Here is a 16883-nt window from a genome sequence, read left to right on the forward strand (position 1 = left end):
AGAAGCATGTTTAATTCGTCTGATCACAGATACTTTATAAAGTATTTTAATACTTTTTTGAATCCGTCAATGCGTAAGTCCTATTTTATTATTTGAGCCTAATAAAACAGCTTGTTCCAAAATACTTTGATTTAAAGCGCTATAACAAACCCATCCATGTTTGGCAAAAAACTCATTAAATTGATCAGGTAAAGCAAGGACTTTATTTTCTTCGACAATACTCATGATTTCATTACGAGTTGTTTTTAATTTAGGATTAATTTTATATATGAAAGGAATATTATCTAAAATTTGGCAGCTAGTTTGCAATATTTTACTAAACTCTAAGTAAGGTTTAATTGATTCATTCTCTTGAATTTTTCCCATAACTAACAAAAATAAAAAACGGTGAATGAATCACCGTTTTAGCATATAAAATCAATATTTTAAATCCTCCCTAACCTTCCTTTTTCAAAGGAGGGAATTTCCCTTCTTTATCAAAGAGGGACAAGGGAAGGATAAATTACTTCAACAACGGCTTTAAGAATTTCCCTGTATGTGAAGCTTTAACCTTCACGACATCTTCCGGAGTACCTTCCGCGATAATCATACCGCCACCCGCACCACCTTCAGGCCCAAGATCTACCACCCAGTCTGCAGTCTTGATCACATCCAGGTTATGTTCAATCACCACAATGGTATTCCCTTTATTGCGTAGCTCATGCAGGATGTCCAGCAGCTTGGCAATATCATGGAAATGCAGACCAGTGGTTGGCTCATCCAGGACATACAGGGTTTTACCGGTATCCCGTTTGGCCAGCTCACGTGCCAGTTTTACCCGTTGTGCTTCACCACCAGAAAGGGTCGTCGCTGACTGACCTAAACGGATATAGCCCAGACCAACCTGATGCAAGGTTTCCAGACGACGATGAATCACTGGAATCGCATCAAAGAAATGCATGGCATCTTCAACGGTCATCTGCAATACATCAGAAATATTCTTGCCTTTGTAGTTCACTTCCAGCGTTTCACGGTTATAACGCTTGCCATGACAGGCGTCACACGGCACATACATATCCGGCAGAAAGTGCATCGCTACCTTAATCATGCCATCACCTTCACAGGCCTCACAGCGTCCGCCTTTCACGTTAAACGAGAAACGGCCAGCGGTATAACCACGCGCTTTGGCTTCCGGAGTCTGTGAAAACAGTTCACGAATTGGAGTAAACAAACCGGTATAAGTTGCTGGGTTCGAACGTGGCGTACGGCCAATCGGGCTCTGGTCAATATCAACCACTTTATCCAGAAATTGCAGACCATCAATTGAGTCAAACTTCTCAGCAGTTAGCGTGGTTGCACCATTCAGCTGAGTCGCTGCTAGTGGCAACAGAGTCCGGTTAATCAACGTAGATTTACCAGAACCTGAAACACCGGTGACACAAGTCATGATTCCCAATGGAATGGTCAGATCGACTTTCTTCAGGTTATGCCCGGCAGCACCCATCAATTTGATCTGTTCTTCCGGTTTTGGTGGCTGAACCCGTTTTTTCGGCACTTCAATTTTCAGTTTGCCAGACAGATATTTACCGGTCAGGGAGTCTTTATTTTTAGCGAGTTCCTGATAGGTTCCTTCTGCAATCACATGACCGCCATGCACACCGGCACCCGGACCAATATCAATAATATGGTCTGCAGCACGAATTGCATCTTCATCATGTTCGACCACTAAAACAGTATTACCGAGGTCACGTAGACGAATCAGGGTTTGTAACAGGCGATCATTATCACGCTGATGCAGACCAATCGAAGGTTCATCCAGCACATACATCACACCCATGAGGCCAGCACCAATTTGTGAAGCCAGACGGATACGCTGTGCTTCACCACCAGACAAGGTTTCGGCAGAACGGGACAGACTCAAATAGTTCAGACCGACAGATACTAGGAAATGCAGGCGTTCACGGATTTCCTTAAAAATCTTGTCCGCAATTTCACCACGCGCACCTTCCAGATTAATGCCCTGATAATAGCTCTCGGCATCGCCAATCGACATGCGGGTAACGTCGGCAATGGTCTTGTCCAGAATTTTCACATTACGCGAGATTTCATTCAGACGTGAACCATCACAAGCATCACAGGCAGCATTAGAGAGATACTGCGCCAGATCATCACGCACATAATTGCTTTCAGTTTCGCGGTAACGGCGTTCCAGATGCGGCAAAATACCTTCAAATGGCATCACCCGGTTATGACGACGACCACGTTCATCAATATAGCTCAGGTCAATTTTTTCTTTGCCGGTACCGTAAAGGAATTTCTTCTTGGTGTTGGCATCCAGTTCATTCCAAGGCGTTTCTAGAGAAAAACCGAAATGCTCGGCTACTTTTTGCAGCATGCCATAATAATACGGACGCTGACGATCCCAGCCACGAATCGCACCTTGGCTGATGCTGACTTCCTGATTGGGAATCAGTTTGTCCGCACTGAAATGGCTGCGGGTACCCAGACCATCACAGACCGGGCAGGCACCAAAGGGATTGTTAAATGAAAACAGGCGTGGCTCCAGTTCTGCCACAGCGCGGTCACATTCCGGACAGGAGTGTTTGGCAGAAAATACGCGATCATCATTTTCACCTTTCATCCAGGACAAAATCGCAATATCTCCACCGAGACGCAGCGCAGTTTCAAAACTTTCTGCAATCCGGTTACCGAGATCATCACGCACCTTAAAGCGGTCAACCACGACTTCAATAGTATGTTTTTTCTTTTTGTCCAACTCAGGTGGCGGATCAATTTCCATGATCTCGCCATCGACACGTGCACGCACAAAGCCTTGGCTTTGCAGTTGCTCAAATAACGCTGTGTACTCACCCTTACGTTCACGCACGACAGGCGCTAACAATAACAGCGCAGTGCCTTCTTCCAGTTCTTTAACCGCATCGACCATTTCAGTTACGGTCTGTGCCACCATGGGCAGATCGTGTTCCGGACAGTAAGGTGTGCCTACACGTGCATAGAGCAGACGTAAATAGTCATAGATTTCGGTAATGGTACCTACAGTCGAACGCGGGTTATGACTGGTCGACTTCTGTTCGATAGCAATGGCCGGGCTTAAGCCCTCAATCGAATCAACTTCCGGCTTTTCCATTTGCGAAAGGAATTGACGCGCATAGGCAGACAAAGATTCTACATAACGGCGTTGACCTTCCGCATACAACGTATCGAATGCCAATGAGGACTTACCTGAACCAGACAGTCCCGTAATCACCACAAACTTGTCGCGTGGAATATCAAGGTTCACATTTTTCAGGTTATGGGTACGTGCACCTCGAATACGGATGTGACTTTGGCTCATGCAATGATCCTAGAAAATTCATCAAAAACCTTTATATGATACCGAATGAAAAATGTTCAAGTGCAAATAAAAGTATTTTAAACGTCAAGTTGTGTCGGATATTGGTCAAAAGATCAGTACTAAAGCAACTGGGTAAAAACGTGGAGTGGATTTGCTCTTTTCCAAACATCTAATAGATAAAATTTCATGATGCATAACGACATCAAAATTAGCTTCACTTTTCATCATTTAGGGTTTGGTTTAAAAATAAAAAAGCCCTGCATTGGACAGGGCTTAGTCAATAGAAACTAAAATTAATCATCCAGACCCGGCCATTGGTGCTGTTCATAGGCACTGTCCCAGAACAGCCATTCCAGACGTGCTGCATGGGTATAGGCCTGATGCATTTTTTCCAGAGTATCAGCATCGACCCGCGCTGCCACCCGATCCACAGTGGCAATTACATTGCGTACCGCTGTATGAAAATCTTCACCGGCATAGGTATCAATCCAGGCCTGATACGGGTTATTCGGCGCTACCTTATCGACAATATCCTTACCCACTTCCGCATAGATCCAGAAACATGGCAAAAGGGCAGCCAGAACCACCGGATAACTTTCTGCCCAAGCCGTTGCCTGTAAATAAGAGGTGTAATGATGGCAGGCCAGAGTCAAAGGTGTGTTTTCGAATTGGGTTTTGCTGATGCCAAAATCCTGCATAAAGCCATCATGCAGGCTACGTTCGACCACAATGGCAGTTTTAGCTGCTTCACTAAACTGGATTACGTCATCTGCTTCAAAAGCTTTGGCTGCACACACCGCCAGCGCACGGCCATAGGCCAGCAGATAATGTGCATCCTGAATTACATAATGACTAAAAGCTTCACGATTTAATGTTCCCTGCGCCAGTTGCTGGTTAAAAGGCAGCGCCAATGTCTTTTGATAAAGTTCGAGATTACGTTGCCATACGTCTTGAGAGAAACTCATACTGAAATCCTTAGCAGTTGAAGTCAAAACCTCCAGCACTATAGCAAAGATAAATCTGTTTAAAAGATCAGCAAATCTGAAAAGCAGAAAATACCTAAAAATGGTTCAGGAAGTGCTTTGGTTTATGCGGCAAAAGTTTCATAATTGGGACAACTTTGAGTTTTAGTATTTCTCTACATTTAAAGAAATGCATTTAATGAAATTTATCTAAGGTCGATATATATGTTGAAACACTTTGGTTTCTCAATCGTATTTTCGATCGTGTGCCTTGGTTTGTCTGCTTATTGGGGATTTACCCATGGTCCGGAAGCGGGCCTGCAAACCATGTTCACAGCACTGACCATCACCGCTATTCTGGCGATTATGGAAGTGTCGTTGTCGTTTGATAACGCGGTTGTCAATGCATCCGTCCTGCGCGGTTGGGATCATTTCTGGAAAATGATTTTCCTGACGGTCGGGATTCTGGTTGCAGTTTTCGGGATGCGCCTGATTTTCCCGGTGGTCATTGTGGCCGTAACTGCGGATATGGGCTTTATGGAAGTGGTGCAGCTCGCCTTAAATGCACCAAAAGAATATTCGGCCAAACTGATGGCACATCATGCCGAGATTTCTGCCTTTGGTGGTGCCTTTCTGATGCTGGTATTTCTGAACTTCTTCCTGGATGAAGAAAAAGATACCCACTGGTTCCGCATGCTGGAACGCCGTCTGGCGCATCTGGCGAACGTTCCGGCGATGTCGGTCTTTATTACCCTGATTGCTTTATTAATCATGGATTTCCAGGTTGAAGAAGCAAAACGTCTGGATGTTATTCTGGCCGGGATCTGGGGGATCGTGATTTATATCGGCGTACAGGTCCTAAGCCATATGCTAGGCGGGGAACCGGAAGTAGACGAAGAGGGTAATGCCGTTCGTCACGATGCTGAAGGTGTACCGACTGGCGTCGTAAAAGCCGGCTTTGGTGGCTTCCTTTACCTGGAAGTACTCGATGCCTCTTTCAGTTTCGACGGGGTAATCGGTGCCTTTGCGATTACGTCTGACGTGGTAATCATCATGTTAGGCTTGGCCATCGGTGCGATGTTCGTGCGTTCGATGACCATTTACTTAGTCGATAAAGGCACATTGGATGCTTATATCTATCTGGAACATGGCGCGCACTATGCGATTGGTGCTCTGGCATTTATTATGCTGGCAAGCAGTACCGGTGTGCATATTCCTGAAGTGGTAACTGGTCTGATCGGTGTGGCTTTCATTATCTGGGCAGTCATTGCTTCGATCCAATATACCAAGCGTCAGTTATTAAAAGCAGGCAAATAGTCCTGTGATCGCTGACGAGAAGCGTAGCTCCGGCTACGCTTTTTTATTTTTCAGATAGTCCTCATCTTTATTTCAAATAAAATTCATGCATTCCTTTGAGCGGAATGGCCTATAATCTGCGCATCAAGATTAACTAACTCGATCGCCAGACTTTATGATGAATGCCTTAGAACGTCGCTCGACCTTTGCCCTGAGCAGTATTTTCGCACTGCGCATGCTGGGGTTGTTTATGATCATCCCTGTATTCTCTGTAGCAGGGCAGTCATATGAATATGCTACGCCTGCACTGATTGGTCTGGCGGTGGGTATTTATGGTCTGACGCAGGCCATTTTACAGATTCCGTTTAGCCTGATTGCGGACCGCTATAGCCGTAAGCCTCTGGTGGTTTTGGGCTTGTTGTTATTCGCTCTAGGTGGCGCGATTGCTGCGATGTCTGACACCATTTATGGCGTGATCATCGGTCGTGCGATTGCCGGTGGCGGGGCAGTTTCAGCAGTGGTAATGGCCTTACTGGCCGATGTGACCCGTGAAGAAAACCGCATGAAAGCCATGGCGGTAATGGGCATGAGTATCGGCCTGTCCTTTGTGGTGGCCTTTACCATGGGGCCATGGGTGACAGGATTGGTCGGCATTTCCGGTCTGTTCTGGGTGACCACAGTGATGGGACTGGCTGCGATTGCGATGCTATTGATGGTTCCTAAAGTTACCCGTCATCATAAAAATTTTCAGCAAGGTTATCTGGAGCAGCTGAAACAGGTCTTGAAAATGGGGGATCTGAACCGTCTGCATATTTCAGTATTTACCCTGCATTTGCTGCTTACAGCGATGTTTATTTATGTGCCATCGCAACTGATTGAAGTTGCTGAACTGCCATTATCGAGCCATGGTTGGGTTTATCTGCCGCTGCTGGTCGTCAGTCTATTCTTTGCTTTTCCGAGCATTGTACTGGCAGAAAAATACCGCAAGATGCGCAGCATTTTCCTGACAGCGATTGGCGGTATTATCCTGGGTCTGCTGATCATGATTTTTGGCTTTGAATCCAAATATGTGCTGATCGGTGGATTAGGTTTATTCTTTATTGCCTTTAACGTCATGGAAGCCTTACTGCCATCTTGGCTATCTAAGGCAGCACCGATTCAATCCAAAGCCACTGCGATGGGCGTGAATGCCAGTAGTCAGTTCCTGGGCGCATTCTTTGGCGGGATCATTGGTGGACAATTGTTGTTACTCAACAACACTTCGCTCGGTTGGAGTATTTTATCGGCAATTGCTATAATTTGGCTGCTCATGAGTTTTGGGTTGGCTCAACCACGCTATCTTTCATCGCTCGTGCTTCGTCTGCCAGAGAGTAAACAAACAGATGAATGGACTTCTCAACTTTTGGCGATTCGTGGTATTGAAGAGGTTGTGGTCATGTCTGAACAGCAAGTCGCCTTTGTAAAGGTCGATAAACAGCAGGTTGATGATGTTTCGCGACAACAATTAACGCACTTGTTAGGTAAAGAGGTAGCCATTTAAACATAACTCTTATAAAGTAAAATATAGAAATAAATAGGAAGTGTACGTCTGATGCGTGGTGTTAATAAGGTCATTTTAGTTGGTACTTTAGGTCGAGATCCTGAGACCAAAACTTTCCCAAATGGTGGTTCTCTCACTCAATTCTCTATCGCAACCAGCGATTCATGGACTGATAAAAATACGGGCGAACGTAAAGAGCAAACCGAATGGCACCGTATTGTGCTGCATAACCGTTTAGGTGAAATTGCACAGCAATATCTGCGCAAAGGTTCTAAAGTTTATATCGAAGGTTCATTACGTACCCGTCAATGGACAGATCAAAGCGGTCAAGAACGCTACACAACGGAAATCCGTGGTGAGCAAATGCAAATGCTGGATTCTGGTCGTCCACAAGGCGAGCAGGGCGATAACGGGTTTAACCAGCCACGTTTTAATAACAATAACCAGGGTGGCGGTTATAGCAATAATCCACAAGGTGGTTATGGCTCAGCGCCTCAGCAAGGCGGTTTTAACAATAATCAAGGCAGTGGTTATGGCAACAATAACCAAAATAACCAGGGTGGTTATGCGCCGAAGTCTGCACCTGCTCCAGTAGCAGCACCTGCAGCCGATCTGGATGATGATCTTCCATTTTAATCCCGACATTAGAAAGGCAAATCATCATCAAAACCCGCCATTTGGCGGGTTTTTCATATCTGGGTTCTTCTATTTTTTCACTGAGACCCACATCGTGATCACCGCCCGAAACACAACTTCTTCTGCAGTATCTTTAATTTCTACATTGACCAGATAATCGCTGCCTTCCTTCCATATAAAGTTAGGCTCGGCGGGTGTCGCAATCGCAACTAGGTCAGTAGTAGCTTTTTTGACATATTCGACCTGCATACCCTTGGGAATCCAGCGATGAGTTTTCGGAACGGTTGCATCGGTCATGGTGCCGCCTGCCAGTTCAGCCATATTGCACATGGCAATCGCGTGTACAGTGCCTAAATGATTCAGCACGGCACGATGTTTCTTGATGCTCACTGCACAATAACCAGGCTTTAAATCTTCAAATAGTGGAGAAATACTGCCGAAATAGGGGGCTTTTAGACAAAGTAATTTAGAAAAAAGATATTTACCGGCTGGCTTATTTTCTAGGCTTTTCCAGATTTTTAGGGCTTGGCTCATCTATAACTTCCTGTATATTATTTTTAATCAGAATAATATTCTCATACAGAATATTATTCTGTATTGGCGCATCTGACAAAAACCAGACATCAGGCTGCCAGCCTGCTTTTAAAAATAGAGAGGATTTAAATATTAAAGATGCAAAACATGGAATTGCTGGAAAAGATTTTTAAAGGAAGACGAGCTTTATTAAAACGTCAGATTCTGGAATGTGCATTGATAGAGTTTCTGTGTACAGGCATTGCTGCGACTACGATTGAAATGATTCGTGATCAGGCCGATACCAGCATAGGAGCGATCTACCATCATTTTAAAAATAAGGAGGGGATCATTGCGGCACTGTATATTGCAGCGCTCACAGATCAGTCGGAGCAGCGTTTGCAGGCTTTGTCACAAGTTCAGGGTATTGAACAAGGCATACAGGCGGTGATTCAGAGTTATATCGATTGGGTCGTAGCGTATCCTGATTTTGCCCGCTTTCTTTATGCCGCGCATCATACAGTTCAAAATAGTGACTTCAAAGAGGAATTGCAGCAGTCGAATCAGCAGCGCAATCAAGACTTAAAACAATGGCTGGCTCAGCAGGCAGATATCAGTCAATTACAAGCTGTTCCCTTAGAATTGCTTATATCACTAATCATTGGATCCACTGAAAGTTATTGCCGGAGCTGGTTATCTGGTCGAGTCCACACCTCCCCTAAATACTATGCAGCAGCCTTAGCAAAATCGGCTTGGCAATCTATACAGCATTTTCAAGAAAGTGAAGCCGCCAAAATCAATTAAACAAATCAGAAAGATAAAAATAAAAGGAATTATAAATCTAAAAAACCGATAGTTTTTATGAAAAGTTACGGTTTTACCTATTGGTGGTTTTTGCGTATTCTTAACTACATCAAATGAACACACACTTTCACGAGTAGATAGGAATAGACTTATGAGTTTAATCAATACTGAAGTTAAGCCATTCAACGCAACTGCTTACCACAATGGCCAATTTATTGAAGTGTCTGAACAGGACATGAAAGGCAAATGGTCTGTAGTATTCTTCTATCCTGCTGACTTCACATTTGTTTGTCCAACAGAATTAGGCGATCTTGCTGATCAGTATGCTGAATTCCAGAAACTGGGCGTAGAAATCTACTCAGTATCTACAGACACGCACTTCACGCACAAAGCTTGGCATGACACCTCTGACGTAATTGGTAAAATCCAGTACCCAATGATCGGCGATCCAACCTGGACTTTGGCGAAAAACTTTGAAGTGCTGATTGAAGCTGATGGTCTGGCGGATCGTGGTACTTTCGTGATCGATCCAGACGGTAAAATCCAGATCGTTGAAATCAACGCGGGTGGTATCGGTCGTGATGCACAAGAACTGCTTCGTAAAGTAAAAGCGGCTCAATATGTACACGCTCACCCAGGTGAAGTATGTCCTGCAAAATGGAAAGAAGGTGAAGCGACTCTTGCTCCTTCAATTGACCTGGTCGGTAAAATCTAATTCGATAACACGTTATCGAAGTTGAAAAAACTCAGCCCTCAGCGCTGGGTTTTTTATTGTCTACTGCTCATGACTACTTAAATTAACGTCTTATGAGCAAAGCTAAAGTTATAAGTAGCTACACAGAAATCTAAGAGTCGAATCGTCTTATAATTGAAATACTGCATTCTAGAAGTACGGTATTGATGACTGCTGATAAAGCATACAATGGCTGCATGTTCATCCTATTGCGTATAGGAGTAAAAGATGAAAAAAGTCATTGGTGTTTACCGTAATCAAAACATGCACTGGGTCGGTGACGGCTTCCCGGTCAAAAACCTGTTTTCTTATGACCGTCTGGGGCAGGCCATTAGCCCATTTTTATTGCTGGATTATGCAGCGCCGTATCACTTTGCGCCAACCACTGAGCAGCATGGTGTAGGTTCACATCCGCATCGTGGTTTTGAAACTGTAACCTTGGCCTATCAGGGGGCAGTGACCCACCAGGACTCCAGTGGCGGTGGCGGTACGATTCAGACTGGTGATGTGCAGTGGATGACAGCGGGTGCCGGGGTGGTGCATGAAGAATTTCATTCCCCAGATTTTGCTCAAAATGGCGGTCTGTTTGAAATGGTTCAACTCTGGGTCAACTTGCCAGCCAAAGACAAAATGACCGCGCCACGTTATCAGGCCATTACTGCAGCCGAGATTCCACGGATTGAAATGGATGAAGGTGCAGGACATATTCGGGTGATTGCCGGAGAATTCGGAGGTCATTATGGCCTTGCGCATACCTTTAGTCCGGTAAATGTCTGGGACGGCGAGCTAAAAGCAGAGTATGAAACAACCTTAGATGTACCTCTCGGACATAATGCTTTGCTGGTTGTACTGGCGGGTGAGCTGGTGGTAAATGGCAGTCAAAAAGTACTGGATAACTCTATTGTCATGTTTGCGCGTGATGATAATCCTGAAATTCAGCTACAAGCCGATCAGGATACTAAATTTCTGCTTTTGACCGGTGAACCGCTGAATGAACCGATTCAAGGTTATGGCCCATTTGTGATGAATACCAAGGAAGAAATTATTCAGGCATTTCAAGATTTTAATCAGGGTAAATTTGGTGAAATCGCGGTACAAGCCGAATAATACAGTCAGTCTTAAAACAAAGAAGCCTCTGCACAAGCAGAGGCTTTTTTTTCTAATGCGCTGGAATTTCTTGTCGTTTTTACGAGTTTCTTGGATAAATTCATTTTGTTTATCTCTATGAATTTATCTCTTTCTTGTGCTGCATATTATAGAGTGTTTTGCGGTCTTTGTAAACCGATGATTAAAAAATCGGTTAATTAAATCATTTGTTTTTTAAAGATTTATTTTTAAATATTTAAATTTAATGGCGGTTTAAGTTACTCTATATAAAGACGTTTTTTGCTATTCAAAAAATGTAATTTATTTGTAAAGTTACGTTAACTCAGACTTACGAAAAAAAAGTATTCTGGAAGATTTTAATAACCTATTTGCCGAAAGCATGGTTCATAATTTCTTTTAGTTTTTCAATGACGGATGATCAGATTGGATATCGCAGTAATTGGTAGTGGCATGGCTGGACTGGCTACTGCCAGAATTCTTCAGGACGCAGGGCATCGCATTACTATTTTTGAAGCGCTTCAAGGTCGCGGCATGGACAGTCATAGTCTCGAATTTGAAGGAGGCCTCATTGACGCACCTTTACGTGTGATGAATCCTTATCTGTGGAAAAATACCTTAAGTCTGGCGACTCATCTGGGCATTAAAACTTACCCGGTACGTACCTATATGGCCTGTAGCTGGCTGTTTGAAGATCGGGTAGAAACCTGGCTAACCACGTCACGTAGCAAGATTGGTAATATTCCGATTATCAATAACCGTAAAGGCATCCAGCAATATGGCTGGCGTCTGGTCAAAGGTTTGCTGCAGCTTAAAACAGCCTTGGCAAAATTCTTTAAATCTAAAAATCAGGACATCAGCCTGGCAGAATTTATCAATCGAAATGAGATTGAAGAAGTGTTCTGGCATGGTGCGGTGATGCCGGTGCTGTATACCATCTGTACCTGTAACCCGAAAACTATTGGTGAATGGCCAGCTAAACCTTTATTGATTTTCCTGCGTCAGCTAACGGATGGTGATGCCTTGTTGCGTATGCAGGGTGGTACTCCGGCTTTGGTAGACAAGCTGATTGAAGGCATTCATATTGAAAGTGGTGCACCGATCGTTTCGGTAAAAGAGCAGGGCGAAAAAGTACTGGTAGAAAATGCAGCCGGTCTATCGAAAACCTTTGATCGCGTCGTGGTGGCGACACCAACCAATCATATTGATGAATTCCTGGATCATGAGCAGTTTGGCCGTGATATCGAGCTGTTAAAGAAATTCAAATTTGAACAGGGTGAATTGGTCATTCACCGTGATAGCAGCGTGATGCCTCCAAAGCGTAAGGACTGGGCTGTACTTAGCTATATGATGGATCGCAAGTTTACCCGACAGCAATTTACGGTTTGGCTGAATGCGGTTGAACCGAGTCTGGTCGGTAAGTCACCGGTATTCCAGACCTGGCGTCCTGTGACTGAGATCGATCCGAAAAAAGTAATCTCATCAGTGACCTTGACCCGTGCGGTAGTGGATGCCAATACCATCGCCCTCAATAAGGAATTGCAGCATCGTCATCTGGAAATGAACCGTAAAGTGTTCTACTGCGGTTCGTGGTCATCGGATGGGTTGCCAATTCTAGAGTCTGCAGTGACATCTGCCATGAAAATTGCTGCAATTATGGGAGCCCCGTTGCCATTTGAAGGACTTAAACCTAAGATCGAGGTAGCACCCCAACTCGGTTATTGATTGATGCAATGGTTTCAGGCACTTCGTCAGCGTCTTCCTCAACATAAATATGCAATTGATGCATCGTTGCTGGGAGACCACTCGCAGTTGCCCTGGAGCAATCTGGGTTATTGGCAAGCAGGGCAGCAGGATTATGCGGCTGCCTGTCGAACTTTGGCCGACCGCTTGGCAGAAACGGTCGGTTTAAATTCAAAGGATAAATTGCTGGATCTGGGCTGTGGCCAGGGTGCCAGCCTGCTGCACTGGCAGCAACGCTATCAGGTGCAATATCTGGCCGGTGTTGAACTTCAGCCAGCTTGCGTGGCGAATATTCAGCAGCATTTACCTGATCTCAATGCCATCTATCCGGCTTCTTTCCTGCGTTTAAAAGACATACATTTTTCCCAGCGCTTTGATGTGGTGTTGTGTCTGGATGCTGCCTATCATAGTCCCGTTCCCGAACTTATCGACCAGATATGCAGTGTATTGAACGCCAATGCACGGATTGGCTTTCATCATCTGATCTTGTCGGAAAAATGGAACAGCTTGAATGCGCTGCAAAAGCGTAAATATCAGTTTCTACTGAAATCCGCCGATGTTGATTTAAAAAACCTGATGTCGGAAAATGAGCTTTATCATTGTTTGGAAAATTTTGAATTTAAGAATATTCAGATTGAAGATCTGTCCGAAGCGGTATTTTCAGGTTTTGCTGATTATGTAGCGCAGAATTTAAATTCAAAGGACTTGAAACAAAAAGGCAAAAGACTGGATCAGTTTAAAATTCAGATGACGGCAAAGCTTTGTCGGAAGTTATATCAGGAGGGGATTGTGAGATATGTGCAGGTGACGGCACAGACGATCTGAAGACTAGAGACAAGCTAGATAAAAATACCAAGCCCAGAAACATCAAAGCCTCACTAAAAAGCGAGGCTAAGAAAATGGTGCCGGCACACGGATTCGAACTGTGGACCTACTGATTACAAGTCAGTTGCTCTACCAACTGAGCTATGCCGGCGTTGTGGAGTGCATTTTACAGATTTTTCTTAAGGGCGCAAGCCAAAAAATAACCGTTCAATCTTATAACCATTTTTTTATTACTGATCATTGAAGCATCTTCACTCAGGCATCTACATTTAAATCATGAAATTGCCCATATCAGTGATATGGGCAAGGATAAGGGGTTGATATTTAAAATCTATTATGAGTGAGTTAAAAGGGAATTATCTGCTTTTGAGTATCCGATCCAAGTCTTGTGCGCATTCCTCTAAAGTAAAGGCCATATCAAACTGCATTTGAGGTTTGAGTTCTTGAGCGAGACTTCTCCACTGTTCAATTAATTTTAGGGCTTTTTGAATCTTATGTTTGTTGACGTCTTTGGCAATGGTCGGGGTATAACCACCGCGTTTGGCATTTTTTATCTGTTTCATGTAGTTTGCGCTGTTATTCATGTCCACTCTCCGAATAGCAGTGTTTCCACTTTTTTCTAACCCAAATAAGGAAGACTCAAGCAATAACATTTTCTATCTTTTGGTTTTTATTCTCCTTTTATCCTGTTTTGATTCCACCATAACATAGCGATGATGACAATTAAATTAAGCTATTTTTATGCCAGTTTTTGTCTCCATCATATAAATAAACTAAAAGAAGAACATAAAGTTAAGAAAGTAATAAAAATGGATATATCATGGTTTTATCCAGAGAATTTATTTCAATATATCCCAGCCTATATCCTTACATCTTTAAATCTATCAAAAGAAAAGGCAAGCAATACTCATCTCAAAAATAACCAGTAAAACGAATTATCCTTTTTCAATTCATCTGTCCAAGATGCTCACTTTTAGGCTTTTAGACTATAAAAAAAGCCCAATATAAAATTGGGCTAGGGTTTAAGGCTCGACTTCTAGCGGATCACCATCTTCAGGACGAAGATGACGTGTGCCATCATCCGCAGGATCTACACTTGATCCATCCTTGGTGATCGGATTGTACATTTCATCCTCTTTTTTATCGTCAGTGAACTCTTCATCTTCGAAATCCAGAGGCTCGTTATCATCATCAAAATTTAGGGGTTTTTCATCATCTTTCATAGCGATCCATCATTTTTTACCAAGATAGGATCATGCTCGAATATTCCTCAGTGTCATTCAACAGCCATCCGGCATCATTTATGTAACTTGTATAGTTATTCTTTTATTTTTAATCCATTCCCTAATAATTTCGGCAACAAAAAAGGCTTAAACCCTTTAGATTTAAACCTTTTGAGACATCATGTGGCGACATGATAATGATATTTGGCGGTGAGAGAGTCCGTCAGGTTCAATATCTAAATATATGAATTATTGAAACATAAAAAATCAGGGCTGTAAATGTACCGACATTTATACCGACATCATTATGAAATTGAGAGTTTAAATAAGAGAGCTTATTTGTTTAGCAAATTGAAATACAGCTAGATGCTTATAAGAATAGCGATACAAAGAAGGTGGAGATAGAGTGTTGTCACTGAGTGTGTGCAACCGAAGTTGCTCAAATATTAAACTGACTAACCCTTGCGAGGTTAGTCACTTTGATATCTGAAGTTCTTACGAGGTTAATCGTAAGAAGTATGCTGGTTAACAGATTGCTCTGTGTCTCCAGAGGAGGACGAACTACTCTATCTCCACTGGTAATCTTATATACTTAATATGCTTGTCTCAAGTCTTTCTTTTGAAGATAACTAAGCAAATCAAGGTGATGCCAGTCAACATGCCAGATATGACTTGATATCTCATTATAAAATTGATCAATAATAGATTTTTGAGTGAGTGGATGAGCTGGATTATCCTTGTCTAAAGAAGCAAGTACCTGTTTAAGCCAAGAAGTTTTTACAGTTTTTTTAAAATCAGGATGAAATAATGAATCAAAAAATAAATATGCTTTATTGGTGTTAGTAGAGAAATCAGACAAATCTGACAGATACTTCTCAATGGCACATAAAATATCTTTTTTCCTTTGTTGTAGTGCCGAATACTTTCCAGAATAATAAAGAGCAGAAATTACATGTAAATAATTTAAGTGATCTCCATTAGTAATATTGAAAAATTGAAAAGTTAAATCTTCTGGAAGCATGAATTCATGACTCAACTCCGTAGAAGCCAAAATAATATTTATAGCTTCTATAGGAAAATAATCATCAACTATATGAGGATTTTCATCTTCCATATTTTTTAAATATCTATAAATATGGTCATATATAAATTTAGAAATATGCTCATATCTATCATTAATTTTATCTTTGACAAATCTGATAGCTAGAATTAGTGAAGTTGATATTTTGTAGGAGCTATTAGTTGATGGACTTATACTAAATAAAAAGAACTGAATATCAATCAATACTTCAAGAGCATCTAAAAAGTTTTTAGTATTTCCTTCTAAATTTTTGTTATTAGTTAATTTTTTTATCCTTTCATTTATTGAGGATATTATATAAGCTGAAATATCATCATAAGAAATTCCATTTGTATTACATTGATATTGTATTGACTGAATAAAGCTTCTGGTTAGTTTCCAAGTATTTATCACTCTCTTAGGTTTTAAGGTCTTAGGGTTCTCATATTCTAAGAAGCTATCAAAAAAATCATTAACAATATTTCTTATAGAATATACTAGTTTAGATTTTCTAGTTATGAATGGTCGTGAAAGATATTCTGTTTTTGATTTATTCAGATGTAAGTTAAAATTTAATAAAACATCAGACAAGCATATGACGATCTTATTTTGAATATCTTTATTTATCGAAAATATAAAAAAGTCATCTACATAACGCTTTATAGTATACTGATTTCCGTATACTAATTTATATTTTTCTTCTAATTTTTCTATTACCTGAATATCAACTTTTTGTAAGATTATCTCAGCAAATATTCTACTTAGTTCGGGTCCGATTACTATTCCATTAGTCTCATTGTGATTCATTCTCTGCATTAATGAATCAAACTCATTAGGAAATGTCGTTTTAATAGTAACGTTTTCCTTAGTAAACTCTTTGTTTTTTACCGCCCAAGATATGCTATGGGTATAGATTGAATCAAAGCATTTAGATATATCTACACTACAGAACTCTGAATATTTTTCCTCTATATTAAAAAATTTTCTAGATTCAAAGAACTTATAGAGTCTATTGAAGCCTCTATATGAAAAAAAGGATGGTGAATGTTTGGAAATTTCCTCTGTTTTTGAAGTTAAAATTTGGTTGCTTGGCAGAGTAAAACTTGAAGT

At 41.9% G+C, this 16883-nt stretch carries 15 protein-coding genes and 1 tRNA gene; 8 read left to right on the forward strand and 8 right to left on the reverse strand.

Annotation, left to right across the window (positions count from 1 at the left end):
* Nucleotides 1-66 precede the first annotated feature (66 nt).
* The 3 genes from B3Q46_RS09480 to tenA all read right to left on the reverse strand — a co-directional run bounded on the left by B3Q46_RS09480 (nucleotide 67) and on the right by tenA (nucleotide 4299).
* On the reverse strand, nucleotides 67-366 hold the full coding sequence (locus B3Q46_RS09480; RefSeq protein ID WP_286714968.1) for a hypothetical protein: 300 nt from the start codon (nucleotides 364-366) through the stop codon (nucleotides 67-69).
* 136 nt (nucleotides 367-502) lie between these two features.
* Complete coding sequence (gene uvrA / locus B3Q46_RS09485) at nucleotides 503-3334, reverse strand: excinuclease ABC subunit UvrA (RefSeq protein WP_180012433.1); 2832 nt, start codon at nucleotides 3332-3334, stop codon at nucleotides 503-505.
* A gap of 293 nt (nucleotides 3335-3627) precedes the next feature.
* Nucleotides 3628-4299, reverse strand: coding sequence for a thiaminase II (tenA, locus tag B3Q46_RS09490; RefSeq protein WP_286714972.1), 672 nt, complete (start codon nucleotides 4297-4299; stop codon nucleotides 3628-3630).
* Between the two features lie 222 nt (nucleotides 4300-4521).
* Between tenA and B3Q46_RS09495 the strand changes: the two genes are divergently transcribed.
* From B3Q46_RS09495 to ssb, 3 genes are all read left to right on the forward strand, one after another.
* Entirely contained in the window at nucleotides 4522-5613 is a 1092-nt protein-coding gene (locus B3Q46_RS09495; protein WP_004781554.1) for a DUF475 domain-containing protein, read from the forward strand.
* A gap of 154 nt (nucleotides 5614-5767) precedes the next feature.
* The gene (locus B3Q46_RS09500) at nucleotides 5768-7132 is read left to right on the forward strand and encodes an MFS transporter (RefSeq protein ID WP_034170221.1); all 1365 of its coding nucleotides are present in this window, start codon (nucleotides 5768-5770) and stop codon (nucleotides 7130-7132) included.
* Nucleotides 7133-7183: 51 nt separating this feature from the next.
* Nucleotides 7184-7768, forward strand: a complete 585-nt coding sequence (ssb, locus tag B3Q46_RS09505) for a single-stranded DNA-binding protein (protein ID WP_214001696.1) — start codon at nucleotides 7184-7186, stop codon at nucleotides 7766-7768.
* A 69-nt stretch (nucleotides 7769-7837) separates the two neighbouring features.
* Here the strand turns inward: ssb and B3Q46_RS09510 are convergent, their stop codons facing one another.
* A complete protein-coding gene (locus B3Q46_RS09510; protein ID WP_214001695.1) occupies nucleotides 7838-8302 on the reverse strand; it encodes a hotdog fold domain-containing protein in 465 nt (154 codons plus the stop codon).
* 138 nt (nucleotides 8303-8440) lie between these two features.
* Between B3Q46_RS09510 and B3Q46_RS09515 the strand changes: the two genes are divergently transcribed.
* The 5 genes from B3Q46_RS09515 to B3Q46_RS09535 all read left to right on the forward strand — a co-directional run bounded on the left by B3Q46_RS09515 (nucleotide 8441) and on the right by B3Q46_RS09535 (nucleotide 13490).
* Nucleotides 8441-9085 carry a TetR/AcrR family transcriptional regulator gene (locus B3Q46_RS09515; RefSeq protein ID WP_214001694.1) on the forward strand — a complete coding sequence of 215 codons (645 nt, stop codon included), beginning with the start codon at nucleotides 8441-8443 and terminating at the stop codon, nucleotides 9083-9085.
* 151 nt (nucleotides 9086-9236) lie between these two features.
* Nucleotides 9237-9800: an alkyl hydroperoxide reductase subunit C gene (gene ahpC, locus B3Q46_RS09520; RefSeq protein WP_005232609.1), complete on the forward strand. Its 564-nt coding sequence runs from the start codon at nucleotides 9237-9239 to the stop codon at nucleotides 9798-9800.
* 246 nt (nucleotides 9801-10046) lie between these two features.
* The gene (locus B3Q46_RS09525) at nucleotides 10047-10925 is read left to right on the forward strand and encodes a pirin family protein (protein ID WP_286714979.1); all 879 of its coding nucleotides are present in this window, start codon (nucleotides 10047-10049) and stop codon (nucleotides 10923-10925) included.
* 414 nt (nucleotides 10926-11339) lie between these two features.
* Nucleotides 11340-12647, forward strand: a complete 1308-nt coding sequence (locus B3Q46_RS09530) for an FAD-dependent oxidoreductase (protein WP_034170215.1) — start codon at nucleotides 11340-11342, stop codon at nucleotides 12645-12647.
* 3 nt (nucleotides 12648-12650) lie between these two features.
* On the forward strand, nucleotides 12651-13490 hold the full coding sequence (locus B3Q46_RS09535) for an SAM-dependent methyltransferase (RefSeq protein WP_286714983.1): 840 nt from the start codon (nucleotides 12651-12653) through the stop codon (nucleotides 13488-13490).
* A gap of 75 nt (nucleotides 13491-13565) precedes the next feature.
* Here B3Q46_RS09535 and B3Q46_RS09540 read toward each other — a convergent pair.
* From B3Q46_RS09540 to drt3b, 4 genes are all read right to left on the reverse strand, one after another.
* A tRNA-Thr gene (locus B3Q46_RS09540) sits at nucleotides 13566-13641 on the reverse strand.
* A gap of 205 nt (nucleotides 13642-13846) precedes the next feature.
* Nucleotides 13847-14074: a hypothetical protein gene (locus B3Q46_RS09545; protein ID WP_004781576.1), complete on the reverse strand. Its 228-nt coding sequence runs from the start codon at nucleotides 14072-14074 to the stop codon at nucleotides 13847-13849.
* A gap of 438 nt (nucleotides 14075-14512) precedes the next feature.
* Entirely contained in the window at nucleotides 14513-14713 is a 201-nt protein-coding gene (locus tag B3Q46_RS09550) for a hypothetical protein (protein ID WP_004781578.1), read from the reverse strand.
* 592 nt (nucleotides 14714-15305) lie between these two features.
* On the reverse strand, nucleotides 15306-16883 hold a 1578-nt coding region (drt3b, locus tag B3Q46_RS09555; protein ID WP_286714987.1), incomplete at its 5' end, for an antiviral reverse transcriptase Drt3b.

It is taken from the genome of Acinetobacter sp. UBA2581 (genome assembly GCF_002339435.1).
Classification (GTDB): domain Bacteria; phylum Pseudomonadota; class Gammaproteobacteria; order Pseudomonadales; family Moraxellaceae; genus Acinetobacter; species Acinetobacter variabilis.